Origin of the sequence: Streptomyces sp. WZ.A104 (genome assembly GCF_002382885.1) — a bacterium.
In the GTDB taxonomy this organism is placed as follows: domain Bacteria; phylum Actinomycetota; class Actinomycetes; order Streptomycetales; family Streptomycetaceae; genus Streptomyces.
The window spans coordinates 19,850-44,815 of record NZ_NWVL01000057.1 but is presented as its reverse complement, the minus strand read 5'-3'; the positions used below and the strand labels follow the sequence as shown (position 1 = coordinate 44,815).

Sequence of the window (24,966 nt, the reverse complement as noted above, 5' to 3'; positions counted from 1 at the left end):
GAAGCTCTCTGCGGGCGGTTGGGTCGGTTCCTTGGCGAGGCGGATGAATGTGAACGATGTCTGGCAGTGAGGTGGGGAGAGCAGCGCGCTCAATCTGCGCTGCTTTGGGAGGGGGCGGGTATGTACATATCCGAGGTGTTGATCGAGAGGTTCCGGTCGTGTGAGGAGGTACGGATACCTCTGCGTCCGGAGGTGACGGTTCTCGTGGGCGAGAACAACGCGGGCAAGACCACGGTGGTCGATGCGGTGCGTCTGCTGACCGATCCGCTGGACGGACGCCGGTCGCGGTATTTTGAGGAGTCGGACGTCTTGAAGGCTGCTGCCTCCTTGGGCGGTCCGGCGCTTCAGCTTGAAGTGTCCGAGATCGGCCCGGAGCAGAGTGGCGCCTATCTGGAAGCGATGGTGCACACCGACGGCTCTGACGGTCGGACAGCGCGATGGCAGGTGTCCTACGCCTCCCCTCAGGGAAACGGGCGTCGCGGCAGCACGGCCTGGGCGCAGGGCCCGGGGCATCCAGTGACGGGAGAGCCGCCTGCTCGCGGTGGGGTGCGGCATGTGTATCTGCCGGCTCTGCGGGATGCGGAGCGGGAGCTGGCATCGGCGGGCGGCGACCGGGTGCGGCTGATCCTGCGTGGCCTTCTGGGTGACGAGGAGCAGGTCGAGGCGTTCGTGGAACGCATCGGAGCGGAGCTAAAGAAGGTCGCTGCCGATGAGCACGTCACAGCGGTGAGTAAGCAGATCAACGGTCCCTTGAAAGATCTGACGGCGGGAACGCATCCGCAGCACAGTGAACTGGCGCTCGCTGAGCCGACGTTCGCGTCGATCGCACGGTCGCTGCGTGTGCTTCTTGGCGATCTCGAGTCCACTCCGTTCCCGCTGTCCGCCTCCGGTCTGGGCTACACCAACACGCTGTTCATCGCCACTGTAATGGCGGAACTGGACGCTGCCGCGGAGTCTGATCTGACCGTGCTGCTCGTGGAGGAACCTGAGGCGCACCTGCACCCGCAGCTGCAGACGCTGCTGCTGCGCTATTTGCAACGCCGTGCCCGCGAGTCCCGTCGAAGGGTGCCGAAGGACCCGATGGAACCGGCGGGGCACTTGCAGGTACTGGTGACCACCCACTCCCCTATCCTGTCGGCCGCGGCCAGTGTCGAGGACGTGGTCATCATGGCCCGCTGCCCGGCCGAGGCCTCTGGTGGCTGGCAGACACGGCCCCTTCCCGTGCCGCAACTGGGGCTTACCCGGCGCCAGATACAGCATCTTGACCGTTACCTGGATGCCACCAAGAGCGCGCTGCTCTTCTCCTCCCGGGCCATCCTGGTGGAAGGCATATCCGAACTCCTACTGCTCCCCGCGCTCGCGGAGCGCGTACTCGCCCCAGCCCCTGACGCAGACGCCCCCGCGAAGCGGTCCGCCTTCGAAGCACTCGAGCGGTTCTTCGGAACGACCCGGGTGATCGTGGACGGCGTCGGGTTCGAGGTGTACCTGCGGGTTCTGATGAACCCTGTCGACCAGATGTGCCTTGGACGTCGAGTCGCGCTGATCACCGACACCGACGTCGCCCCCGACGATCCGGAACCCGACAGGATCACGAAGCTACGCGCTCTGCACACCACCTGGTCGTCGCCTGGGCAGCTGCATGTGGCCGCCGCGCCTCGCACCTTGGAGCCTGCCCTGTGGTCTCTCGGCAACGAGCAGGCGCTGCGAGCGGCGTTTCTACGATGCGCACCGCAGTCCAAGGACCGCTGGGAACAGGTTCTGAAGGCAACTGATCCCGCAGTTGCTTTCGGGGAACTGTTCGTCACGAAGGACTCCCGGACTGTCTGCGGTCTCGACGGCGAGGCGATTTCCGGTACGAAGGTGTCCAAGGGGCTCTTCGCCCAGGAGCTGGCGGATGTGCTGGCTGATCGGGCAGTCCCGTTCACGGTGCCGGACTACCTGGCGCAAGCGGTGCAGTTCATCACCGTGCCGGACGGTGCGTCGTGACGCCGGACGAGACCGCGGAGGGTCTGCGGTTCACAGCGAGGACGCAACAGCAGCTCGCCGTGCAGGCGCTGGCGCCCGCCTACGTGCCGGCCTGTCCGGGGGCGGGGAAGACGCATGTGATCACGTTGCGGCATCTGCAGTCACCTTCGAGGCTGCTGCGGCAAGGACGGGCACTGATTTCGTTCACACGGGTCGCGCGTGACCAGATGGCACAGCGCTGCCGCCAGGCAGGGCGCAGCGATCTGCTGCATGCTCCTCACTTCGTCGGCACTCTCGATTCGTTCCTGTGGGAGTTCCTGGTCAAGCCCCTGCGTCCGAAGCAGCCGATTCCCCGGCTGCTGGAGTCCTGGGCGAACGTCAAGGCACCCGTGCAGGGGATGGACAGAGAGATCTCTCTGCACCGCTTTCCGATGGTCCTGGATCCCTCGTCCACGTCTGCTGGGGAAGCTGTTGCCTGGGACAACGTCGACCGAGATGCCAAGCGTCTGCTCGACGCCAGCGAATACAGTCGCAAGCAGTGGCAAGACGCGGCGCTTGCAACCCGCACCTCATGGTGCGAGCGGGGTTACTACACCGGACACGAGGCGCGTGTCCTTGCCCTTTGGGCTCTGCGCAGTCCCAAGTGGGCTTCGCGTCTGCTGCCGCCGCTGCTCTCCCGGTTCTCGGAGGTGATTGTGGATGAGGCACAGGACTGTTCCGCCGCTGACCTGGCGATCCTTGAGCTGCTGCACGTCGCGGGACTTCCGCTGGTTCTGGTCGGAGACCCCGACCAGGCCATCTACGCCTGGCGCGGAGCTCAACCCGCCGCGCTCCAGCGGTTCGCCGCCAAACTGACATCCGCGCCGGTGCCGTTGACTGGAAACTGGCGTAGCTCTCCTGTCATCTGCCGACTGGCCAGCACCCTGCGTGCGGGTAAGCGGCCACCAGACACAGCCGTGGTCCGAGGCGATGACGTCCCCGTCGTCGTCCTGCCGACCCGGTTCGCGGGCTCTGGCAGCAACCATCGACACGCTTCGACCGGTAGCGGCATCGTCGAGGTGTTCCGTAACGTCGCTCAGGGGTACGGCATCACAGCCGAGGCTTGCCTGGTGACGGCCTACAGATACGCCACACTTCCTGGGATCGCACGAGAGAAGTCGAACACCAACCAAATCACCAGCCTTGCCTGGGCGCGCACCGTAGCTCACACGGAGGGCGCCACGAGCGCCGAATTGACCCGGGCCTGCGCCATCGCCGTACGTGTACTGCTCGGGTACTGGTTTCCCGATGGGGCCGACAGCCCGGAGCGACTCTGTGCGAGTCACCGGGTGCCGCTGCAGCAAATCAATCGCACGGCCTTCGCGTTTCTCCACAGCCTTCCCCCGCCCCACAAGGAGTGGGCCGCCGACGTCCGCCAGGCGATGAAGGCATGGCCTGCACCGGCTGATGCTGCCCCTCACCCCAAGAAGGGGCACCTGGCCGGGAAGCCTGTCGTCGGCCGAAAGGTCAAAGCCACCGGCGTGCGGACCAATATCGTCCATCAGCTCAAGGGGGACGAAGCGGACGCCGTGATGCTGATGCTGCCGGACAACGGCAACGTACAGCGCTGGGCCCAAGGCGATCCGGCGGCCGACGAACTGCTTCGCGTCTGGTACGTCGCCGTCACCCGCGCCCGCCGCCTTGCCGCGCTCGCCGTCCCTAAGGAGGAAGCCGAAGACATGGTCCGACTGCTGCGGCAATATGAGGTGCCCGTCAGAGTCGTGTAGTTGGCGGGAGAAGCCGCCTCAGTCATCCGGTGCGGTGGGCCAGCCCCGTGTACGCGGGAAGGGACACAGGACAGGCCCGTGCGGCGTCCCGTCCTGTACGTCACAGACGGTACAGAACCGCAGGCCGTGCCGCCGGTCGAGCGCGCCCAGGCTGATGTCGCATCTTGCTGGGATCGGGGAGTCGGCGGCGTGAGGCGAGGGCGGCGGTATGCGGCCCCGCGCTGAACGGACCGATGGCGCCGGATTGACTCACTGATCAGGCACGGGCTATCCCTCGGCACCGAGTCCGCAGCCTCGCCGTGCAAATGGCCCGGCTGGCGAGGCCGGCCCTACAGCAGAGAGTCGTTGACACGCTGCTGACAGCGCCGCTCGCCGGGGCTCACTCGAAGCAGTGACGAGGCCTTCCTCAGAGAACCGGGACACGGGTTCCCGCGTTCGGAAAGGCATGGAATTCATCGACGAGGTGCACGTGTCCGAGCCGGGCTTGATTGTCTTGGACGTCACCGCACACGAAGGCGCGCGGGTTCTAGCAATCCCGGATGGCGGGAGCCTGGAACCTGCATGCGAATCCCCGGATACTACGCCTTCGCGTGCGGGTTGCTGACTGAGGGGCAGACGTCACCAGGGGAGTCCGGACGGATAGAGCACGGCCCGAAGCCTGTGCTGTTCGGCGCCGGGTGTCGGTGCCGTGGAGGAACGAGGAAGTTCGTCCCTCAGAGGGCTCTCTGTCAGTACGGTGAGTTCTTTGATTCCAGGGTCGATGGAAGCAACTGGGGGGGGAGTCACTGTGACGGATGATCACGAACAGCAGCCGGAGTCTGGCGGGCGGGACGAGAGTGATGCCCTGCCCCCTCCGCCTCGCCCCTCCAAGCCGCCCACGGTGCCACCGCCACCGTCTCGGCCGCCCCACCCACCGCAGCCGCCTGCGGTGCCTCCGCTACCGACCCGGCCGCCCACGGCACGTGCGCCAGTGGGCTCCCCACGCACGGTTGCCCGGTGGTTGCGGCAGACGCGTGCCCGGTCCCTCACGGCCGCGGGCGTGGCACTGGCCGTGCTGGCGACCCTGCTGTTCGTACTGTGGCCTGGCGCGTCTAAGGGGTCGGACGCTTCCGAGGACGCCAAGCCCCGCGTGCCGTCGGCGCAGCAGGGTGCCTCGGCGGCCAAGGCGTTACGCGCCCTGCCCGCGGTGAACCTGTCGATGGTGTACGCCCCGACTCAGCGCCGGCCCATGACCCGGGCGAACCTGACAGTCGACAGCACAGGGAAGGCGTCGGGAACCCTCAGCGAGCCGGTAGTCGGGAAGTCCACACTCGCATGGTCCGGTGACCAGCTCTACCTGAAGGGTGATGCGTCCTTCTGGGCGCAGCAGGATCCGCAGTTCGGCCACGATCTGACCAGTGCCGGTCACTGGATCAAATCGGAGAAGCGCGACGGCTACTACATGCTCGACAGCTTCGCGGTGAACGTCGGCTCGCTGACGCCAGCCTCGCTCGCCACGCTGGTCCGGCAGGTTACCTCCGATCCCGAGGCGGTGCGCGAGGACGGAGCAACCTTCCAAGGCCGCAAGGCGGTTTCGTATAACTCTGGAGGCTGGACGGTCGTCCTCGCCGCCGAGTCGCCCTACCCGGTCCTCGCTATCGGCGGCGACCCCAGCCACGACGACCCCGTCAAACCCGCCGTCTGGCACCCAGCCGGGCGCACCGGACCGGCAATGAAGCCGGCGGGTCACCGCGCGAACACCGTGTCGGCCGACGGCCTTGATCTCAGCAGCTACCTCACGCTGGTGCCGAAGCCGGCCACCACCGAACAGATGAACTCTGTCCGTACCACCACCGCCACAGCCGTAGCGACCGCCGTCCCACCCGCCACGTCCGCCGAGGCGGTTTCTAAGACTATGGGGCCCGCGTTCACCACTACCAGCAACAGTGGGTCCTTGTGCACGACGAACCCGTGCTCGTACTCCTTTACTGTCACCAACAGCGGCGACCAGGCCGGCGAAGCCACGCTCTACCTGACCATGCCGCAAGTGCCCACCGCCCCCCGCCCGCTGGGCATCCTGAAACCCAAGCAGTCCAAGACTGTCAGCGGCACCCGCCCCAACATTGCGTGGGGCACCGGACGGACCGTGCACCACACCGACTACGCCTGGGTGTATTCCACCGCCGAGTACGGCCCCGACCCCAAGATCGGCAGCCGCCTCCACGCCCGCAACCTGCGACCGGGCGACCTCTCGTACAGCACCCCTTTGCAGCCCACCGTGGCAGGGCTGCTCGACGCGATGACCAAGGACCGGCCGACGAGCGACACCGAGGCGGGCGACGAGGCGAGCGACGCAATCTCTGAGGCCAACAGCCAGGGTGCACTGCCGGACCTGGGCGAGATCGTCGGCTCCGGCCGTCTAAACAACCCCGAAGACCTGCGCAGGATCCTCCCCACCACCGACAAGGTCGACAACCGGCGCGTGCTCCAGCAGATCGCACTGCTCCTCCAAGCCGACCCCCACGCGCACGTAACCTGGACCGCCCCGCCCACCGCCGGAGATGCGACACCTCCGGCGGACTACCTCTACACCACCACCGAACAAGGCCAGCAGGTCAAACGTGCCGTCAAGGCCGAAACAGTGCGAAGCCCTGCAGAACTGGGTTCGAAGGCACGCCTCGGCACCGCGCAACTCAACGGCGAACAACCGGACACCGGAACCACCGGCGGCCAGAAGGTGCCATCCGGATACGAACGAGTGCTCCGGCTTGACCTCGAACCGTCCGTAGGCCCGCTCCTGGACCTGGCCGCCACCCAGGACCTAGAACACTCCCTGTCCACGGACTCCCAGTTCCAGCCCCTTCGGGACAGCCTGTGCCAGCCGAACGGCGGCGGCTCCCGCGTCAACCGCCTCGTCATCGTCAACGCCTCCGGCACCCACCAGTGGACTGACCCGAGCCAGCTCGGCGCGAGCTGCGGTTCCGGCGGGGCCTCGGCGTCGCCGGACCCGTCGAGCAGCAGCAGGCCGGACAACAAGCCGACCTGTCTGACGCAGAGTCCGCCGGTCGGCGTCGTCGAGACCAGCGGGGCGGGCTGGATCTACTACGCGCCCACCGGGTCGCACAAGCGGGCTACCGCGGCCACCGCGTGCCTGAAGAAGCCACTGGGCAACGGCACCGCCTCCAATTCCAACAGCCCCGGCATGGACACTGCCCGCAATCGCGCGAAGGCACTGCTCCCGGGTGTGCCGGGAACCCTCGTCAACAGCTGTCACCTGATACCCAAGGAGTTCGGCGGCCGCGGCATACAACGGAACCTCACGCCATGCTGGGCCACACCCGTGAACGTTGGTGAGATGACGGACATCCAAACGGCAGTCCGCAGCTTCCTCAACAAGGGAGGAATCGTGCGGATGACGGTGACGGCCAAGTACAAGGACACTGCGGCCGAGATCCCGTACGCGTTCACCTTCCAGGTCACCGCCTGGGACTCCCGCGGGAATCCGTATCCGCTCGTGATTCCCGGCGGTGGTACGGTCCAGAATGTGAAGAGCGGGAAGAACCTCAGCCCCTGACAGGTGGTGATCCAGTGGCGCGGGACGACATTGCCGAGTTCGCGCGGATCACCGGGGTTGTCCCCGGGACGGCGGGGCCGGCGCTACCATGGGGCGACACCCGGGCCGCGTATGGCCTCGACCTGCCCGCCGACTACCGGGCGTTCGTCGACGCCTATGGGCCCGGAACGGTGGGCAGCCGACTTACGCCGCTGATCCCGCTGCCCCCGTACGGCGTCGGCACCGGGGTCGCCGCCCTTGGACCCGTGCTGGACGTGGCTGCCGAGATCGGTGCCCTGCTGCGCGGTCTTCGGGAGAAGTACCCGGAGGCGTTCCCGTACTTCTTCCATCCCGAAGCCGGCGGTCTGCTCGCGTGGGGCGGCGGCGTCGGAGGGGAACAGTGCTTCTGGCTGACTGAGGACGTGGATCCGGACGCCTGGCCGGTCGTGGTGTGGGACAGAGCGGACTGGCGCCGTTACGACATGGGCATGGTCGCCCTGCTGAACCGCGCCCTCGGCCGGCAGGACGCGTTCCTCGACGAGCTGGTCGGGCCCAGGCACGGAGAGCCGCTATGGAACCCAGAACGCTGAGCCACTCACCGTGTCCCCATGCCTGTACTGTCGGGCATGGGCGCTTGATGGGCCAGCGCCTCCTGGCATGCCCTGCGCGGCCAACAGGAAGCACCCGAAGGCAGCCTCCTCCTGAATCAGGACTACACCAGGACCTGCTGCGAGGACTTCACCGCCCTCGCCGCTGAGCTCGCACCGACGACTGGTACGTCGGGGTCTCCGGTCAGCTGCCTGAGTAGCCGCTCGTGCAGTCGTGTCCAGGAGCGGGCCATACCCGGCACGGCGGACTGCTCATCTTCGGGGTACGGGACAAGACCTGCCACCTCACCGGCATCGACCCCGGCCAGGCCAACCCCCAGCAGTACCACCAGTGGATCCGCAACCACGTCCAGCCCTACCTGCCCGACATCACCTTCACCACCCTGACCTCACCCGACGGCACAACGAGCGTCCTGGTCTGTGACATCCCCGCCAGCCCGAAGGGTAAAGGCCGCCACCGACAGCGCCGGGTGCTCGGCTCTGCTGCCCTGCGTCCCGCGCCCTGAGGGTGGGGAGTCGGGGGGGCGTGAGGGTTCAAGGGAGGGCGGCATGCGAGGCGACGCGCGCGGGCTCGAACGGCAGGATGAGCGGCGACAAGGCGCTGTCGTTGGTGCGGCGCCTGCTGAACTACTCCGGCAAGACCGGCGAGGCAGAGGCGGACGAGATCCTCGACGCCTTGGAACGCGGCCTCGGCTGCCTGCACATGAGCGACTACACCTACTGGCCGCTCCAGGACTCCGACCCCACTCCGGAAGATTTCTTCGACCGGGCACTGGCGTATCGGCCGATAGCGCTTGGACCTGGATGAGGGCCTTGCTTGATCGCGGCAGCCACGGCGGGTACCGGTGGCTCGGCCGGTTCTGGCTCTGCCCGCTTCGCTAGGGTCCATTCCGTGGACGACGACAGGGTGATCATGGCGCGGGCCCGGATGCATCTGGTGCCTGCGGTGCTGGCGTTGGCGAACCCGCCCTGGCAGCGGGGCGTGTGGCTGGATCCGGAGGTGTTCGAGGACCTGGAGTACGTCATCCACACGCTTTTCGACGATTTCTGCGATGCCGAGCATCCGGAGCGCTATCTCGGGATCGGTCTGCGCAGTGAGGAAGAGGTAGCGCTCCTGCGGGAGTTGGACCGCGCGCTGACCGTCGCCGGTGCTCAGGCTCCGGGTGGTTTCGACGCGGAGATGCTGCGCGTCGAGGGGTGGCCGGAAGTAGTGGCCGTCGCGGGGCGGTTGGCGCAGGTCATGGTCGGCAATGACCTGGGGGAGATCCTTGCGCTCCATGAGGCTCGGGGTGCCGCTGAGGCGTAGGGCGGGCGGTTCGGCGTGCCCGGCGGACATGGGTGTGCCCGGCGGCCACCGTGTGGCTCCCGGGCACCGGTGCGCGCGTCGTGCCGAGCGTCAGCCCTTGATCTCGGTCTCGCCGTTCGCCGCGGAAGCGGGCGCGTCCGGGGGCGTGGCCGGGGCCGGGACCGTCGTCGTGCGGTTCTTCAGGTTCTCCAGGAGGGACGCGAGGTCCACGCCCGTCGTCGAGCCGAGCAGTTCCATGCCCTCATCCAGGCCGGTCCGGCGCTGGGTGTATGCGTGCGAAGGTGCTGCGTCCGGTGCGGGGTTCGAGTACGGCGACCCGCAGTGGGGCCCTGGCGGCGGCCCGGATGCGGGCGAGCCAGGTGTGGTCGGGGACGAGGATGTCGAGGTTCTCCGGCCACCGGGTGAGCGCGTGCGGGTCGGGGCAGACGACGGCGGCGAGGGTGTATCCGCCGTCTGTCTCCCGGGTCCGGGCGTGGACCAGGAGGCCGTTGCCGAAGCGGGGGCTCTGCTCCCCGTAGACGATGGTCTTGCCGGAGGCGGAGCGGACCAGCCGGGTGAAGGTGTCCCAGGCCGTTGGGTCGAACCCGGTGTGCTGGAAGAACCCTGTCAGCCGCTGGATCTCGGCCTGTCGTTCCTCAAGATCGGTCTGGCGGTCCAGGGCCCGCTGCTCGGCGGCGAGGCGGCGCCGGTCGGCGGCCGCGGTCTGTTCGCGGCGGCGCTTCGCGGCGGCTTCCTGGTCGGCGGCTTCGGCTTCCGCTTCCATCCGGGAACGCTCCAGTGCCTGCTGCTCGTAGGCGGGCGCGGTCCACCACACCGTCCCGTTCACCGCCGTGTGGACGCGCACCGCGCCCTGGAGGATCCATGCGAGGGCGTTGCCGAGCGGGCAGGTGATGTGCTCCCATGTGGCCTTCGCCTTCAGGGTGCGGGGTGCGGGGTGCGGGGTGCCCAGGTGTAGCGGGCCAAGCCGTGCCGCACCGTCCAGGGCTTGTCTCCCCCGGCCCCGGCGGGGACGGTGACCCTGAGGGTGGGTACGACGCGTCCAGGGGCGGTCCTGCAGGGCGGCCCAGCACACCGCCACCCCGTCGCGCGCGTAGCGGTCGGTGCGCATCCGTGCCTCGGCCGGTGTCATCGGCGACAGCTGCGCCTCCAGGGCCATGAAGGGCCTGCCCTGGTCGTCGAAGACCAGGACGTCGGCCCGCCAGTTGCCCGCTTCGCTGCTGACTTCCAGTTCGGCCCGCCACCCGGCCGCCCGGGCCGCCATGGCCAGCTCCAGCTTCAGGAAGTGATGCTCCGGCGACTCGTTCGCCAGCTCGCAGTCCGGCGGCCGCACCTGGTGGTAGAAGTGGCGCACCCCGTGCCGGGAGGCACGGGCGAAGACTCTTCCGCCGCATTCCGGACACGCTAGCCGCAGTCCCTTGACGCGGTGGACCTCTCCCCAGGTGCGCCAGCACCCCAGATCGTTCAGCGACACGTCCAGCCGGCCCCAGACCGGATGCACAGCGGTGTACCCCATCAGCCACCCTGCCCTGACACCCCTCCGTATGCCCAGTGTCGCCGCGACCGGGGCGGGCACGGGCCCCCTCCCGGGAATGGAAGAAAAAGAACAAGCTGAGGGCCCGTCATGAAACCGGAGTACGGACCTCCAATGAGCACCAGAAGCCGGATTGTGTCGTTCCGCCGCGGGTTTCCTAGGCTGTCTGCCTCTGCTGTCATCAGTTCGCCGGGAAGAGGGTGCGAGCGTGGAGATCGTTATACGGCTTGACGAGCCTAAGTGGGCAGAAGAGGAGCTGCGATCCCTGCACACCTGGCTTCTCTCCGATCCCGAGTTCCGGCGTCACGCCCGGCTGTCACTGGCCAGCTCACGTGCTCCTGAGCCCGGCGCTCAGGGCGACATGATTGATGTACTGTCCCTGGTCCTCGGGACGGGCCTCAACACCGGAGCCCTTGCGCTGTCCATCGCAACATGGCGCAGCACGCGTCCACGTCAGATCACGGTGACGCTGGAACGCTCGGATGGCAGTTCGGTCACCGTGACCGCCACCTCGCCCCAGGAAGTTCAGCGGGCGGTAGAAACCCTAATCGGCAACGACCCTGGTGACGCTTCCGGTGCGACTTCCTGATCCGGCAGCATCGCGGGCGGTTCTCATCGGAGCCAGCCGCTTCGAAACACTGACAGACCTCCTGCCCGTAAAGGCCAGCGTCGAAGAACTGGCGAAACTGCTGTCACAACAACGCGTCTGGGGACTGCCTCCGGAGCACTGCCACATCGTCTCCGATCCACGCACTCCCCGTGAGCTGTCCGCGCCGGTTGCACAGGCAGCCAACGAGGCCACCGATACTCTGCTGGTCTACTACGGGGGCCACGGACTGCTGGAGACCAGAACCGGCCTGCTCCACCTCGCGGTGAGCGACAGCCTGGGCCACTCGGTCCACGACACCGCCGCCCCCTACGACTGGATACGCCGGGCCGTCGAGCAAAGCCCAGCCCGACGGCGCGTCGTCATCATCGACTGCTGTTACAGCGCCCGAGCCTTCGGCGTCCAGTCCGCTGAGGCCGACCTGCAGGTCGAGGGAACCTATCTCCTCGCGGCGACCGCCGAAAATGCTGTCGCTCTCGCCCCTCCCACCGAAGGCTTTACCTCCTTCACGGGCGAACTGATCGCCCTCATCGAGAACGGAGTCCAGGACGGAGGGGAATTTCTGGACCTTGACACGATCTATCATGGCCTCCAGATCACGCTCCGACTGAAAGGACGGCCCGAGCCCCACCGGCTCTGCCGTGACGGACTGGGCGGCGCTCCCTTTCTTCGGAACATTGCTCACACCGATCGCCCATCTCCCTCCTCGCTGACGAACTGGACCTCGGTAGAGGACATTTCAGAGGCATCCGATGATCCAACTGTCACGGCAGAACTCACCAACCGGCTCGAATCCTTGCGTCATGTGACTGATCTGCTCGCAGAGCTCAGCACCGCGCGCAGTCTCGCGGACACGCTGCAGACCGCCGCCGAGGGCATCGTGGCAGGCCTCGGCTACGAACTGGCCTGTGTCAATCTCGTACGGCCCGATGGTGACCTCGTCGTCGCCGCTTTCGCGGGCAACACTGAAGCGGAGGCCCTACTCACCGGCCGCGTCGGCTCCCGCGCCTCCTGGGACCGCCGGCTGACCATGGGCGAGGCCTGGGACCAGCTGCGGTTCATACCCCACACCGAGGGCGGGGTCCTACTCGACGACGACGTACCACAGTGGCACACCGAGGGCCCCGAGACCCGGTTCGAGGACGAGTGGCACCCGCTGGACCGGCTCTACGCCCCGATGTATGCCTCCGGGGGCGGACGGGACCTCCTCGGGGTCATATCCGTCGACCGGCCGCGCAACGGCCGCCGCCCCGGGCCCTGGAGACAGCAGTCCCTTCAGCTGTACGCCTCCCAGGCCGCCATCGCCATCAGCAACGCCCGCCTGCGAGCCAACATGCAGCGCGCACTGGTCCGGCTGGAGCGCGAACAGCAGGCGCTGCGGGCCAGCGAGGATTCCTTCCGCCAGGCCTTCGAGTACGCGCCCAGCGGCATGGCCATCGCCGAAACGGGCGGCGACCAGCACGGCCAGCTGCTCCGCACCAACGACGCTCTCTGCCGACTACTCGGCCGCCCCGCCTCCGCACTGCGCCGCTACTCCTTCGCCGACCTGGTCCACCCCGAAGACATCGGCACCCTGCTGCGCACCTCCGCCGAAGGCGGCCGGGCCAAGCTGCGGCTCGCACGGCGGGACGGGACCTACCTCTGGGTCTCCCTGCGCAACTCGGTGGTCGCCGACACCGCCGACGGGCCGCGCTTCCTCCTCACCCACGTCGAACAACTCGACGATGATGAAGTACCCCGCCTACGGCGCGCACGAGCAACGGCGCAACAGCACAAAGCACTTACTCAAACCAAGCCCTGAGAACATCCAGTGTGAACGGGCATCTCCGGGCCAGCCCGCATACTTCAGCGCTGGCGCCTACGGCAGCAGCTTGGTCACCTCGTGACACCATGAGCACGACGGCCAAGCAGCGTGAGCAGGGACAGGCGTGGCCATCACTGCTGACGCCCATCTGACGCCACCACCGCGTGGAAGAGCTCACGCTCCTGCGCCGCAGCGGCCGCTTCCGCAACATCCCCCACGACGAGGACCTACCGGCGGCCTGCCGCTCCGTCACGTCCCGCCTGTGAGCAGCCCCCGGCGGGAAACGATGACGGCGCCCTCCGCCTGCCGACCGGGCCTACGACCCCGGCATCGGAGCCGAGCACCGCGTCCGCCGGATGGGTGAAGGGGCAGACGGGCGCGAACCGTGCTCATCGGCTGGGCGTCAGGGACGGCATGAAGGAGATCGGCGAGCAGCACATCAGCGAGCCCGGCCTGGTGGTGCTGGACATCACCGCGGCGGACGAGGACACGCTCCGGCTGGTGGTGGCCCAGTTGGAGGAGCGCTGGGCGACCTCGGGCCCAGCCCTGGTACGGCGGGTACCGGGCCGGGCCGGTGTGACGAGCCGGGTGTACGCGGACATCCGCCGCACCGGGGAGCAGGATGGGTGAAAGGCTTCGTGCTACCCCGGCGGCCAGCGCCCGGTGATGTCCTGCCACTGGCTGCGTGTGGCCGTCAGGTTGGCGAGGGCCTTCTGGCGGCGGGGGTCGGTGCGGTTGTGGTCCCTCACGTCCGTGTGACTCTGCTCGGCGGCCGTCAGTCGGGTGGTGTCCTTGCGTGCTCCGGCCAGCTCTTCCTGCTTCCTGGCGAGTTGTTCCGCCAGGCCGGCCCGAAACGCCTTCTCTTGCGCTGCGGCCTCGTTGATCTTCATCTCGAAGTCGCGGACCTCTTCCTCGTCGAAGAGCCGGACGCTGTCCTGCGGGCTCGTTGCGGGATCCGGGCGGTGCGGGAACTTCGCCCGGTCACCGCCGCCGTCGGGCTTAGTCAGGTAAAGGGAGTGCACCCGGTCGCCGCGGTCGAACCGGGCGCGGAGTCCGTGGAGCGGGAGCAGCCGGCCTTCCGGCGAGGCCGCGACCGCGTGCTCGTACAGGACAAGTCCGCCCAGGCGTGCCAGCTCTGTGCCCTGGCCGGGGTTCTGCAGGAGCGCGACCTCCCGCTCCAGCCTGCCGATGCGCTGCTCGTGCTTCTCATGCTCCGTCTTGACCTGTCCGGCTGCCTCCTTCTCCGCCCGGCGATGGGCCTTGTCCACCGCACGCAAGTGTCTGCGCGCCTGGGTGAGCAGGGCGCGTTCTTCGGCGTATGCCATGTGGAAGGTGTGGGCCCATGCGCCGGGGAAGAGGCTGCGCCGCCAGGCCGCCCAGATCCCTGCCCCCACCATCAACAGCAGCAGCACCCTTACGGCTTCCACCATGTCCTGCCCCCCTGTCCTGTTCTCACGTGCTGGTTCTACCGTCAGCGGCCCGTCGGTGTGGCGGATCAGGTCAAAGAGAGGCCCGGTGTACGGGGATACGGCGACCGCGGTGAGGGAGAGAGCTTCCTCTGGGGCGCCTGATGCACGTGGTCAGTAGCGGGTGGCCGAGCCGGTCTGCCCCAGGGCTTGCTCCTTGGCTTCGACAGGTGATGCTTCCCGGTCCGGGCGGAGGAAACGTTGGTGCGGCGTCGGTCCGGAGAGTGGGTGTCGAGGAGGCGGCGGGGCCCGGGGGCGGCGGTAAGCAGGGGGCGGACGAAGGGGTGACTGCTCTGCAGCTATTGCTACGCCACAACGCTCAGGATCCCCAACACTCACTTACGGTTCTCCGGGCGTGGCTCCGCCCGGTCGGTGTGGCGTCAGTTTTTCCTGCGGCTCGGCCATCCGTAGCGGTACCGCACCCACCAGAGCGCTACGGGAGGGAGAGCGGCGTTGGCTGCCAGCGTGATCCAGAGGTCCCGGTCCCAGGCGTACCAGATGGACAGGAAGGGGATGCTGGCCGCCGTCGCAGCTATCCCCAGGAAGAGGGCTGTCTCACAGGCAGCGCGCGCACGGGCCCAACGAGTTCGCTTGATGAACATCAGCCGCAGCGCGAAGCCGACTGTCACCACTGCGAGGACCCCCGCTGCTGTCGTCGTTCCAAGGGCGAGCTGGGCGTCCTCCAGGTGGTTCCACTGCGGTGTCATGTGCCAAGGCTGCCCCCGCCTCTGGTCGCGAACATCCGCAGAGGTACTCAACGTTCCTGAACGGATAGGCGTGGCCCGGCCGGTCGACGTGCGAGGGCGTCCGGCCGGGCTCCGCCCGTCATGATCCGGTATCTGCCCCGGGGTGTGTGGGCGGCGCAGCGGGGTCCGGGTCCGAACGAGTGGGACGCTGCAGGGTGGCGGAGCGGCTTGGGGTGAGGGCGGCCGCGGTGCGCGGGTGCGGGTTCAGGGGGCGGGTTCGTACTCGACGACGGTGTCGGGGCACTGGCCGGCGAGGTCGAGCAGGGCGGTGCGTTCGGCGTTGTCCGCGTTGAGCTGCCAGCGGAGCTTGGTCGCGGTCCAGTCGGCTGCGTAGGTGCAGTGGGCGTTGGTGGCCGGGGGGAGCCAGTCGGCGGGGTCTTTGTCACCTTTGGAGCGGTTGGTCTTGGCGGTGACCGCGATCAGGGAGCGGGGGGCGGTGAGGTCGTTGGCGTATGCCTGGCGGCGCTCGTCGCTCCAGGCGTGGGCGCCGCTGTCCCATGCTTCGGCGAGGGGGACCATGTGGTCGATGTCCAGGCGCTTGGCGTCCGTGACCTCGACGTTGTCGTAGGAGGAGGTCCACGCTCCGCCGGTGAGGGTGCAGCGCTCGCCCTGTTCGGGTTTCGTGGTGGCTTCTTCGATGAGGACTTCGGCGCGGGTGGGGCACCCGTCCTGGTCTTCGTCGGTCCAGTGCTTGAAGCTGTCGCGTTCGTATCCGTCGCGCCTCTCGTCGCCCGTCGGGATCTTCGCGATGGCGGCGGTGAGGCTGAGGGCGCCTTCCGGGGGTCCACCCGCGGCTCCGGACGAGCCGGTGGACGTCGTGGGTGCGGCGCCGGGCTGCTTGGCATCGTCGTCCGGGGTCTGCGGGTTGCAGGCGGCCAGCGACAGGGCGAGCAGGGCGGCAGCCAGCGGAAGAAGGGGGCGGTGGGTCACTCGGGCTCCCGGGGTGAGGCGGTGGGGTTGCCTCATGTTCCCAGGAGTACAGCGCCTGGTGACAGGCGGTCATATGTGCTGGTGGTCCGCCGGGGATCGGATGCCGGCGCGGGGGTGCCCGCGCGGGGGTGGGGTGGGCGTCGGGGAGGGGCAGGTCATGCCGGGGCGGCCGGGGCGGGGTCGGGGGCGCACCAGTCTCCGTCGAAGAGAAGGGCGATGAGGGCTACGTGGTCGGCGGGGAGTCGGCCTTCGCGGTGCTTGGTGCGGGTCTTGGCGAACCAGGGGCCGATCTGGACGGTGTCGCCGTCGACGCGGAGGGTTTCGCGGGCGGTGGGGGCGCGGCCGTGGCGGTGGAGGAAGAGTTCCAGGAGCTGCACGGTCTGGGCGAAGGTGCGGCGGGTGCGGCGGGCGGGTGTCAGGGGGTTGGTGGGGGGGGGGAGGTCGAGTGCGGTGAGCAGGTCGCGCTGGCCGGGGTGCAGGGTGGCCCAGCGGGTGAGCTGGCGGGTGAGCCAGGAGGTGATGTTGACCCCGGCGATCCGGGTGTCGGGCGTGAGGGCGGCGGGGTCGTTGCCCGCTTGGAGGTGGGTGCGCAGGAGGTGGTACTTGCGGTGCCAGTCGGCACCGTAAGGGAGGCGCCAGATCGGGTCGATCTCGTTCAGCGCGTGGGCGCGGGCGGGGGCGAGCTGACCGGCTGCATCGAGGTGTCGTTGTTCGGCGAGCCAGGCTCCGAGCGGGGTGGTGGCGGGGACGGCAAGGTGGCCGTGGGTGCGGTGGTGGTCGGCTGCCGCGGTGAGATGGGAGCGCCAGGCGGCGTCGTGCTTGTCCCAGATCATGTCCAGGGCGTCGAGTTCGGCGACCCAGTCCGCCTCCAGGCGGCCGGCTTTGCGGGCGTCGCGCATGGTGGTGATGAAGGTGCCCAGGGTGTGGCCGGTGGGGTCGGTGTAGTCGGTGGGGACGTCGAGGTGGCCGTGCTGGTCGTGGTAGGCCTGGGCGGCGGCGAGCCCGAGGCGGCGGGAGCGGGATGTGGCCGGGTCTCGGGGGTCGAAGGAGACGAGGTCCATGGCCTGGGCGATGCGTTCGGGGTGGACGGTGAAGTCGAAGTGCCAGCGGCGTTCGATGACGTCGCTGGTCTCCTTGGGCAGGCGGTTGGCCTTGTCGGGTAGGCGTTCCAGGATGCGGTGGTCGTGGCTGGCCAGGGCGGAGGCGATCGCCCACACCGGCTCGTAGGCGGTGCCGAGGATGTCCTCGGGGGTCGCGTCGGGCGGGAGGCAGACGGGGACGATGAGGGAGGCGGTCTTGCCGGAGACGTCCAGGCGCAGGGCGCGGCCCAGGGCCTGGACGCAGCGGATGACGCTGCGGGTGGGGTCGGCAAAGACGACGGCATCCACGCTGGGGATGTCGACGCCCTCGGCGACCAGGCGTGCGTTGGCCAGGATCGCCAAGGGGGCTTGCGCGAAGCGGGTGAAGGTCTCCTCGCGCCGTTGGGGGGTGTCCTCGCCGTGGACGAACAGCGTCTCCAGCCGGGTGGCGGGGACGAGGTGGGGGTCCGTGGCCGCGAGCTGGCGCAGGGTGTGGGGCAGTTCGCGGGCGAAGAGGCGGGCATCGGAGGTCAGGTTGAAGTAGACCAGCACCTTCTTCAGGCCGTGGTCGGCCATGGCGCGCAGCACGGCCAGGTGCAGAGCGGTGGTGCGCAGCGCCTGGTCCGGCCCTTCGCCCTCGCCGTCGGGGTCGGGTGCGGGAAGGTTGATGCGGCGGCGCAGGTCGTCGTCGGTGAGGGTGGGCACCACGATGCGGTAGTCCGGTGCCCGGCCGTCCTCGATCGCCTGGGCCAGCGGATACTCGAAGATCTTTTTCCCGTAGACCTGTTCGTTGTCCATGGAGTTGGCGAACAGGTCGGCCGCCGGGCCCGGGAAGTCGGGGGTGCGGCGGGGGCGGGTGGTGTCGGCGGACTCGGCCAGGTCCGGGGCGGCGAAGATGCGGGGGGTGGCGGTCATGTAGAGGCGGCGCTCTGCCCGGATGCGCTGGTTGTCGTGGACGGCGGCCCACTTCTTGTCCGAGCGACCGGCAACGCGGTGCGCCTCGTCCATGATCGCCAGGTCGAACGGCGGCACCGCATATGCGGTGTTACGGGTCTCCTGGATCTTGTCGAGTGAGTCGTAGGTACAGATCAGCGTCAGGGCCGGGATCTGGCCCTCCCTCTCCCCCACCACCGACATCAGGGCGGCCAGGGTGACGTGGTCGCTGCTGGACATGACGCGAGCGGCGACCAGGGCGTCGCGGCCGGCGGCGTCCATGGAGGAGACGATGACCATGTGCTCGGTGTGGCCGTCGCGCCGCCAGGCCAGTGCGGTCTGGGCGGCCAGGTCGAGGGTGGGCACGACGAACAGGACCAGACGCGCCTGGAGTTCGTCGGTAACGCGGATCGAGACCAGGGTCTTGCCCGTCCCGGTCGCCGCGACGTACAGCCCCCGTGTCCCGGGACGCCGCAAATGCCGCGCCACCCGGGAGACGGCTTCCGCCTGGTCGGGGAACAGCGCCCGCTTCTCCGGCAGGCCGGGGGTGGCGGCAACCACGGTCATACAGCACTCCTGAGGGTGGCGCGGGTAGCGGGTGGGGGCCTGCGGGCGGTGTCACGGCAGGCCTCTGCGAACACGCGGCGATCCATCTGGGCCAGGGCTGTGTGTCGTGCCGCCGTCATGGTGTCTCCAGGCTCAGGGCATCGAGCGCAGTTGGTCCAGTTCGTCGCTGATCGCATCGCGCAGCACGTCATGCTGCGGACCGAGCTTGAACTGCTCGTCACTCCAGCGTTCCTGCGGATAGAGCCACACTGGCCTGCTCATCACGTTGGATGGTTCCCACTCGAACCGCGGCCAGACGTGCGCGTGCAGGAAGGGATCGGTGTTGCCCAGGATCTCCAGGTTGACCCGTCGGAACGCTGGATCCATCCGTCGGCAGACACGCTCGACCGCCTCGCCGAGGTGGTCCATGTCGGACAGGAAGGAGAGTCGTTTCGGCCTCGGCAGGTCAGACAGTCGCTGCACATCCGGGTCGTCGACAAGGAGGACCGAGTAGCCGGGCAGAAACTGGACGTCACCGATCGCCGCAAAGCCCGCCGCCATCGTCGAAGCACGGTCGGGTTCTCGCCCTTCAGCGCAGCGCCGATCCGGTCCGATCGCCAGTCACCCGTCATGGCCAGAACTTACATGCCGACGTTGGTACGCGTAAAGTACGCTATTCGAACGGCAGTTGCACTGCATATGCGCGTTTCGCGGATATAGTGGATGGCGGAGGTTCACCATGTCCGAGTTGTTCGATGCTGTTGACGCGCTCGTCGCGTCCCGGTCGCCGCTGCCCCCGCCCGCCGAGCGCAAGCGCCTGCGACAGGCCCATGGGCTCACCCTCGAAGAGGTAGCCGCCACCCTGGACGTGCGGCGGGCGACCGTCGGCGCGTGGGAGTCGGGCAAGACCGAACCCCGCCCGCCCCAGCGGGAGCCCTACGCCCACCTGCTGAAGCAGCTCGCCCGCCTCTACCCCTCCCCCACGGCCACCGAGGGCGGCACCCCGCCCGCCACCCCGGCTGCCACGGCACCCCACGCCGTCGTCGAGGTAGCGCCTTCCGCGCCTGTGGTGGCGGTGGCCGCCCCCGTACCGGCCTCTCCCGTACCGGCTCCTGCGTCCACACCGCCGTCACCGACTGCCGCCCCGCGCCCGGCACGCGGCTCACGCCGCCCCGGCGCACCCCGGGCCACCGCCGCCAGCTCCCCCGCGCCCGCAGGATCCGGCGTATACGCCCACGGTCCGCTGCTCGTCCTGGACGCCGACGACGAGCGGCAGGTGACCGGCTACGGCACCGGCGGCCTGCTCCTGGACGTGCCCGCGGGGTCCCTGCCTTCCCTGGTGGAATGGGCGCTGGCCGAGGCGCGGGTGGGGGCGGAGAAGCTGCACGCGTCGGGCAAGGACGCCGACCCACTGCTGGTCCTGACCGCAGCAGCGTGCGAGCGCTACGGCCTGCCCGCTGCCCTGTCGGGCGAAGAGCGGTCGGCCGGGCGGCTCCCGGAGGGCCACAAGGTCATCAAGCTGCTGGAGCGGGCGGGGTGGAAGCTGACCCGGCGCGGGCTGGGCCCGTGGGCGCGGATCTACCGCCCTGTCAGCGGTGGGCGGCGCCAGTGTGTCCAGCTGTGCATCCCCTCCTGGAACGCCCTGGACGACCGCGCCTGGGGCCACGCCGCCAAGCTGGAGCCGGCGGAGCTGGCCCGGGTGCTGGGGGTGTACGCGCACCGGGTGATGACACCGGTCGGGTCCACGGCGGTGAGCGGGCTGGAGCTGATGACCGCGCTCAACCCGCCCACCCGCGCCAGCGAGCCGGACCAGGACGGCAAACGGCACTCCGAGCACCGGCCCGGCTCCCTGGGCAAGGAGCCGGTCGATCCCGCGCCGTGCGAGGCGATCGACGGGCACCCCGTCCTGGCCCACCTGCCCCGCTTCCACATCCGCGGGCCCCAGGAGCGGCTGTTCGAGGAGGCCTACGACTGGGCTAGGGACCTCACCGACGCGGAGTGCATGCAGCCCCATCTGGTGGGCATCGACGTGAACCTGGCGTTCGGCGCGGCCGCCAACGGCGCGGTCGTCGGCCTGGACTCACCGCCCGAGCACGTCACCAGCCCGGTCTTCGACCCAGCGGTGCCCGGCTCGTGGCTGGTGGACCTCTCTCACGTCGACCTCAGCCGGGTGAAGGTCGCCAAGCAGTGGCGCGACCTTGAAGGGGGCCTGCTGCCCAGCCCGTTCACCCCGACCGGGGAGCGGCCCGAGGGGCCGGCCTGGTACGCGACGCCGACCGTGGCGTACGCGGTCGAGCTCGGCTACGACGTCACCCCTGTTGAGGCGTGGGTGCGGCCTCGGAGCGGGCGGTTCCTGGACGGCTGGTACAAGCGGCTGCGCGACGCCTACGTCGCCACGATGGCCGACCTCGGTGTGGCGGAGAAGCTGCCCCCGGGCGGCTTCTTGGAGGCGATGGACGGATACAAGGGGCGGGATCCTGAGCTGGGGATCGTGGTGGACGCGGTGAAGATGACTGTCAAGGGCGGTATCGGCAAGCTGCAGGAGAAGGCCCGCGGCGGCGGGTGGGTGCCGGGGCAGGCGTGGCCCGCGCTGGCCCGGCCGACGTGGCGACCCGACATCCGGGCCGCCGTCATCTCCCGGGCCCGGATCAACATGCACCGCAAGATGGTCGCCCTCGCCGCCGCCACCGGCCGCTACCCCGTCGCGGTCCTCTCCGACTGCGCCGTCTACACCGCCGACGGCCCCAGCCCCCTGGACGTCCTGCCCTACGACCAGGACGGCAAGACCGTGCCCGGCAGCTTCCGCCTCGGGGTCTCCCCCGGCATGGTCAAGCACGAAGGCACCCAAGACGTCCTGTGGGGCGTCGGGGTGCTGGAGGACCTCGGTGCGGAAGGCAAGATCGCCAACCTCGCCCGGTACATCAAGACCGGCGAGGTCACCGCCCGGGACACCGGGGAATAGGGAGCGTGGCGGTAGATGGTCACCGTTGAGGAAGAACTCGGCCGGGCCGTGCAGCAGGCGTTCACACGCCCGGTGCCCAAGTCCGCCGGGGCCCAGATGCGTTACCTGGTGCGCCAGCACCAGGGCAGCACCCAGCAGGTCGCCGAGCTGCTCGGCATCAGCCGGCGCACGGTGGAACGGTATGTGAAGAGCCGGATCAAGCATCCCCGACCGCAGCTGGCCACCCGGCTGGAGAACGAGGTTCGCACGCGGTGGCAGCCGCAGGTCAGAGCCCGGGCCCGGCAGAAAGCAGCCAGCACCGACGGCATCATGATCGACGTCCAGGCCCGCTTCGGCTACACCGCCGCCGCCGGGTCCACCGACCAGTCCCGCATCCGCCACCTCACCCTCGCCCTCCCACCCCACCACGCCGCCCGCCTCCTCAACGCCCAGGCCGCAGGAGTCGACGAGGACCAGCTGCTCCAGCTCACCGCCGAAGCCCTCGGCGAGGTGTACTTCCGCGACAAGGGACGCCGCGCGCACGGCCTGGAAGTCGAACTCACCGACGTCCTCGACCTCCAGTTCCGGCTGTAGGCGAGGTGGGTGCCCCGGCGGGGTGCGGGTGCGTCCACGCGCCTGATTGACGGCAGCACGGCCAGGCGCTTCCATGGCGTCTGGGCCCGTGAACACCCGGCCGCGCGACGGACGACGCCCCCGCTGCATCCATCACCAGAGGACCGGCCAGAAGTCTCACCGCACGACCTGCCGCACCGTCACTTCCTTTCACAGCGCGTACCGCCCGGGGGCCGGTTCCGCGCGGAAGAAGACTCGTGCACCCTGCGGCCGCTCTCCATCTCACCGCCGACCGGCGGCGAAGTACCGGTGAATACCACCAGGCTCTGTACCCGTTGCTGACCGGTCGGGTCAGGGGCTGTCGATCCCGGCTGCGCGTGATGCGGGGCAGGCCCGGCTGGAAGCCGAGGTCCTGCGGCGGGTCTGCGCGATGGGCGGCCTGAGCAGTCATCCGCTGGGCATCGTCCGCATGCGGCCGCAGGAGGAAGTGCTCACCCTGCAGTTGGTCGACGAGCCGGTGGTCCTGGGGCACTGGGTCGAGTTCCTGTATCCCCGGGTCAATGACGTCAAGGACGCTGGCCAGGACCCGCGTGCCCGGGCTGCGCAGTGCCCGTGTGCCCGGCGGGGTCCGGCTGTACCGGCCGGGCCTGGGGGCGGCGATCCTCCTGCGCGGATTCAGCCCGGGCAGGAGGGAGCGGATCGCCGCAAAGCACGAGGGCCTATACGGGTCTCTGCTGCGGCAACCGGGCAGGACACCCGTCGAGAAGGCGGCCTACGACGCCCCGGCGATCGAGCCGTTCGGCGCCCTGCCCGCGACCTCATCCGGCTCCTGACACAGGAGCCCTGCGGACTGGGGTGGGAGGTCACCGACAAGATGTGCACCTTCGTGTTCGGTTCGGTCGCGGTGAAGTCCCGGCCGATCAGGTCCGGGGCCTTCGCCGCGGCCCGGTCTGGGACCGTGGTGCGGTGCCTGCGGCGCAGCCGCACTCCTGCCAGATTGATGTTCCGCATCACGCGCGCGATCCGCTTGTGGTTGACGCGCTCGCCTTCCTCCCTGAGCTCGGCGGTGATCCTGGGGACGCCGTAGGTGCCGTCCGATTCGAGGTGCACGGCCCGTATCCGGGCGGCGAGGTTGGCGTCGGCCGCCGCCTGCCGGGCTGCCCGGTCCACGGCTGTCCGGCGCCAGTAGCAGAAGCTGGAGCTCGCGTTCCTCCTCCAGCTCGCGGACCTTCTTGCGCAGGGCGGCGCTCTCCGCCTCCAGCGGCGTGGGCAGCTCGCTCGCTACCCCCGCCCGGCGTCCCCGGGGCCGGCTCACGCTAGCCGCCCGGACCCAGGTCCGCAGCGTCTCCGGGTTGACCCCCAGATCAACAGCCACCGACCTGATCGTCGCTCCCGGCCGCGACTCGTGCAACGCGACCGCGTCCGCCTTGAACTCCGGCGGATAGTGCTTCATCACCACGAGACATCCGTTCTCCTGGACTCAAGATCCAAGTGTCTCGGGTGTCCACGATCCAGGGTCAAGACCCGATCCCCTCGGTCACCGAGTACACCACCCACCTCAGCAGCGGCTACTCAAACTGACAGAGGCATCAACTGTGGCCGGCGCATCCCCACCGTGCGACGCAGCCTGGTTGGCGGTCTATGGCCGCAGGAGGGCTTCTGCCCAGCCGTCACCTGGCGGGGGGACGAAGAAGTAGCCACCACCAGTGGTGAGGACGTACTTCGCCAGGCTCTCGCCCTCCAGGCGTCGTTGGACCGCTTCGAAGCCCTGGACGAGATCTCGCTGGAAGCAGGAGAAGATCAGTCCGCTGTCACCATCGCCCCTGTCGTAGCTGTAGCTACGGCGCACCATGGGCGGCGGGTTACGCCGGTCAGGGGCGGCGAGCCGTACGTGGGAGTCCAGGGGAGTGGCTTTGCCGTGGGGGTCAGCTGCGAAGTTCGGCTGCTCTTCCCCTGGCGTGCCATCGAGCCATCGCCCCTCCCGTCGGCGCCCGATGATACGTTCCTGTTCGTCGACCGAGTCCCTGTCCCAGAGGTCCGTCGCGAAACGCACGACGCGTATCACCTGGTAGCTCCCGCCTTCGGCCCAGACCGGCTCGCCCTGCCCCTGGACAACGACAGCACGGTCGTCGATTTCCCGCTCGTTATCCGGATTACCGAACCCCTCCGTGAAATGAAATGGGTTACGCGCCAGCCACTTACCACCCTGGGTTCGGTTCTCTTTTCTGAAACCGCCGATCCTCCAGCGCTGCCTCCACGACGGCATCAAAGAAAGAAGCCTCCTTGCGGCGTGTTCCAGATCAGCCGCACTGTCACTTTCCAAATACACCAGTGCGTCACCGTGAGTCTGCGCCTCGTCCAAGAGGTCGCCGGAGAAACTGGGCATGGGCTTCAGGTGACGCGGACGCAAAGCATGGACCTCAGAAAAGAAGGAGCTTCCTAGACCCACAGTGACGCTTACACGCCGCGCCGCTCTCGCCTGAACAATACCCTTCATTAGCTGCCCAGGGGCGGCCTGAAAACGAGATGCCGCCGACGGAATTACGTCAATCGCTATACATCGAACATACTTCGCAGGCTTCTGCACCCAAACCCGCCCAGGGATATCAGAAGCAGTGTGACCCTTGCAGCAG

General features: G+C 68.8%; 20 protein-coding genes and 5 pseudogenes. 15 read left to right on the top strand and 10 right to left on the bottom strand.

From position 1 onward, the window contains the following. Positions 1-120: 120 nt before the first annotated feature. The 8 genes from CIB93_RS26535 (at position 121) to CIB93_RS26505 (ending at position 9,177) form a co-directional block, all read left to right on the top strand. Positions 121-1,986 (top strand): ATP-dependent endonuclease, encoded by a 1,866-nt coding sequence (locus CIB93_RS26535; RefSeq protein WP_096630446.1) that lies wholly within the window; start codon positions 121-123, stop codon positions 1,984-1,986. Next, positions 1,983-3,731 carry a UvrD-helicase domain-containing protein gene (locus tag CIB93_RS26530; RefSeq protein WP_096630445.1) on the top strand — a complete coding sequence of 583 codons (1,749 nt, stop codon included), beginning with the start codon at positions 1,983-1,985 and terminating at the stop codon, positions 3,729-3,731. Before CIB93_RS26535 ends, CIB93_RS26530 begins: the two co-directional genes overlap by 4 nt. A 445-nt stretch (positions 3,732-4,176) precedes the next feature. Beyond that, complete coding sequence (locus CIB93_RS39685; RefSeq protein ID WP_373558810.1) at positions 4,177-4,335, top strand: DUF6207 family protein; 159 nt, start codon at positions 4,177-4,179, stop codon at positions 4,333-4,335. A gap of 435 nt (positions 4,336-4,770) precedes the next feature. Then, positions 4,771-7,284: a DNA/RNA non-specific endonuclease gene (locus CIB93_RS26525; RefSeq protein ID WP_179500258.1), complete on the top strand. Its 2,514-nt coding sequence runs from the start codon at positions 4,771-4,773 to the stop codon at positions 7,282-7,284. A 14-nt stretch (positions 7,285-7,298) separates the two neighbouring features. Further along, positions 7,299-7,853 (top strand): hypothetical protein, encoded by a 555-nt coding sequence (locus CIB93_RS26520; RefSeq protein ID WP_096630441.1) that lies wholly within the window; start codon positions 7,299-7,301, stop codon positions 7,851-7,853. Between the two features lie 224 nt (positions 7,854-8,077). After that, the gene (locus CIB93_RS26515) at positions 8,078-8,377 is read left to right on the top strand and encodes a helix-turn-helix domain-containing protein (RefSeq protein WP_096630440.1); all 300 of its coding nucleotides are present in this window, start codon (positions 8,078-8,080) and stop codon (positions 8,375-8,377) included. Between the two features lie 77 nt (positions 8,378-8,454). After that, on the top strand, positions 8,455-8,679 hold the full coding sequence (locus CIB93_RS26510; RefSeq protein ID WP_096630438.1) for a hypothetical protein: 225 nt from the start codon (positions 8,455-8,457) through the stop codon (positions 8,677-8,679). An 84-nt stretch (positions 8,680-8,763) separates the two neighbouring features. Beyond that, positions 8,764-9,177, top strand: a complete 414-nt coding sequence (locus CIB93_RS26505) for a hypothetical protein (protein ID WP_096630436.1) — start codon at positions 8,764-8,766, stop codon at positions 9,175-9,177. A gap of 90 nt (positions 9,178-9,267) precedes the next feature. On the opposite strand, the gene CIB93_RS26500 is transcribed toward CIB93_RS26505, so the two are convergent. Further along, positions 9,268-9,414: a hypothetical protein gene (locus CIB93_RS26500; RefSeq protein WP_257002381.1), complete on the bottom strand. Its 147-nt coding sequence runs from the start codon at positions 9,412-9,414 to the stop codon at positions 9,268-9,270. Positions 9,415-9,418: 4 nt separating this feature from the next. Then, on the bottom strand, positions 9,419-10,690 hold the full coding sequence (locus CIB93_RS26495; RefSeq protein ID WP_257002380.1) for a competence protein CoiA: 1,272 nt from the start codon (positions 10,688-10,690) through the stop codon (positions 9,419-9,421). Between the two features lie 226 nt (positions 10,691-10,916). Here CIB93_RS26495 and CIB93_RS37520 point away from each other — a divergent pair, with 226 nt between their 5' ends. From CIB93_RS37520 to CIB93_RS26485, 4 genes and pseudogenes are all read left to right on the top strand, one after another. Then, a complete protein-coding gene (locus CIB93_RS37520; protein WP_143660089.1) occupies positions 10,917-11,297 on the top strand; it encodes a hypothetical protein in 381 nt (126 codons plus the stop codon). Then, a pseudogene (locus CIB93_RS39680) lies at positions 11,272-11,796 on the top strand (caspase family protein); the annotation flags it as partial. The gene CIB93_RS37520 and the pseudogene CIB93_RS39680, both read left to right, overlap by 26 nt. A gap of 255 nt (positions 11,797-12,051) precedes the next feature. Continuing rightward, positions 12,052-13,033: pseudogene (cdgB, locus tag CIB93_RS39155) on the top strand (diguanylate cyclase CdgB); the annotation flags it as partial. Positions 13,034-13,533: 500 nt separating this feature from the next. Next, positions 13,534-13,749, top strand: coding sequence for a DUF6207 family protein (locus CIB93_RS26485; protein ID WP_096630435.1), 216 nt, complete (start codon positions 13,534-13,536; stop codon positions 13,747-13,749). An 11-nt stretch (positions 13,750-13,760) separates the two neighbouring features. Here CIB93_RS26485 and CIB93_RS26480 read toward each other — a convergent pair whose 3' ends face one another. From CIB93_RS26480 to CIB93_RS26460, 5 genes and pseudogenes are all read right to left on the bottom strand, one after another. Beyond that, positions 13,761-14,549: a hypothetical protein gene (locus CIB93_RS26480; protein ID WP_096630433.1), complete on the bottom strand. Its 789-nt coding sequence runs from the start codon at positions 14,547-14,549 to the stop codon at positions 13,761-13,763. Positions 14,550-14,965: 416 nt separating this feature from the next. Next, positions 14,966-15,292, bottom strand: a complete 327-nt coding sequence (locus CIB93_RS26475; RefSeq protein WP_096630431.1) for a hypothetical protein — start codon at positions 15,290-15,292, stop codon at positions 14,966-14,968. 243 nt (positions 15,293-15,535) lie between these two features. After that, the gene (locus CIB93_RS26470) at positions 15,536-16,261 is read right to left on the bottom strand and encodes an HNH endonuclease family protein (RefSeq protein ID WP_096630429.1); all 726 of its coding nucleotides are present in this window, start codon (positions 16,259-16,261) and stop codon (positions 15,536-15,538) included. 155 nt (positions 16,262-16,416) lie between these two features. Then, complete coding sequence (locus tag CIB93_RS39475; protein ID WP_096630428.1) at positions 16,417-18,840, bottom strand: DEAD/DEAH box helicase; 2,424 nt, start codon at positions 18,838-18,840, stop codon at positions 16,417-16,419. Between the two features lie 132 nt (positions 18,841-18,972). Further along, positions 18,973-19,451, bottom strand: a pseudogene (locus CIB93_RS26460) (diadenosine tetraphosphate hydrolase). Positions 19,452-19,558: 107 nt separating this feature from the next. Between CIB93_RS26460 and CIB93_RS26455 the strand changes: the two are divergent. The 3 genes from CIB93_RS26455 (at position 19,559) to CIB93_RS39135 (ending at position 23,166) form a co-directional block, all read left to right on the top strand. Beyond that, positions 19,559-21,781 carry a helix-turn-helix transcriptional regulator gene (locus tag CIB93_RS26455; RefSeq protein ID WP_096630426.1) on the top strand — a complete coding sequence of 741 codons (2,223 nt, stop codon included), beginning with the start codon at positions 19,559-19,561 and terminating at the stop codon, positions 21,779-21,781. Positions 21,782-21,796: 15 nt separating this feature from the next. Beyond that, positions 21,797-22,354 (top strand): helix-turn-helix domain-containing protein, encoded by a 558-nt coding sequence (locus CIB93_RS26450; protein WP_096630424.1) that lies wholly within the window; start codon positions 21,797-21,799, stop codon positions 22,352-22,354. A 539-nt stretch (positions 22,355-22,893) separates the two neighbouring features. Next, positions 22,894-23,166: a hypothetical protein gene (locus tag CIB93_RS39135; protein WP_257002379.1), complete on the top strand. Its 273-nt coding sequence runs from the start codon at positions 22,894-22,896 to the stop codon at positions 23,164-23,166. 148 nt (positions 23,167-23,314) lie between these two features. Here the strand turns inward: CIB93_RS39135 and CIB93_RS39675 are convergent. The 3 genes and pseudogenes from CIB93_RS39675 to CIB93_RS26435 all read right to left on the bottom strand — a co-directional run. Continuing rightward, positions 23,315-23,503: pseudogene (locus tag CIB93_RS39675) on the bottom strand (IS3 family transposase); the annotation flags it as partial. 67 nt (positions 23,504-23,570) lie between these two features. Continuing rightward, positions 23,571-23,786: pseudogene (locus tag CIB93_RS39670) on the bottom strand (transposase); the annotation flags it as partial. Between the two features lie 186 nt (positions 23,787-23,972). After that, complete coding sequence (locus CIB93_RS26435) at positions 23,973-24,830, bottom strand: Dyp-type peroxidase (RefSeq protein WP_096630421.1); 858 nt, start codon at positions 24,828-24,830, stop codon at positions 23,973-23,975. Positions 24,831-24,966: the final 136 nt, after the last annotated feature.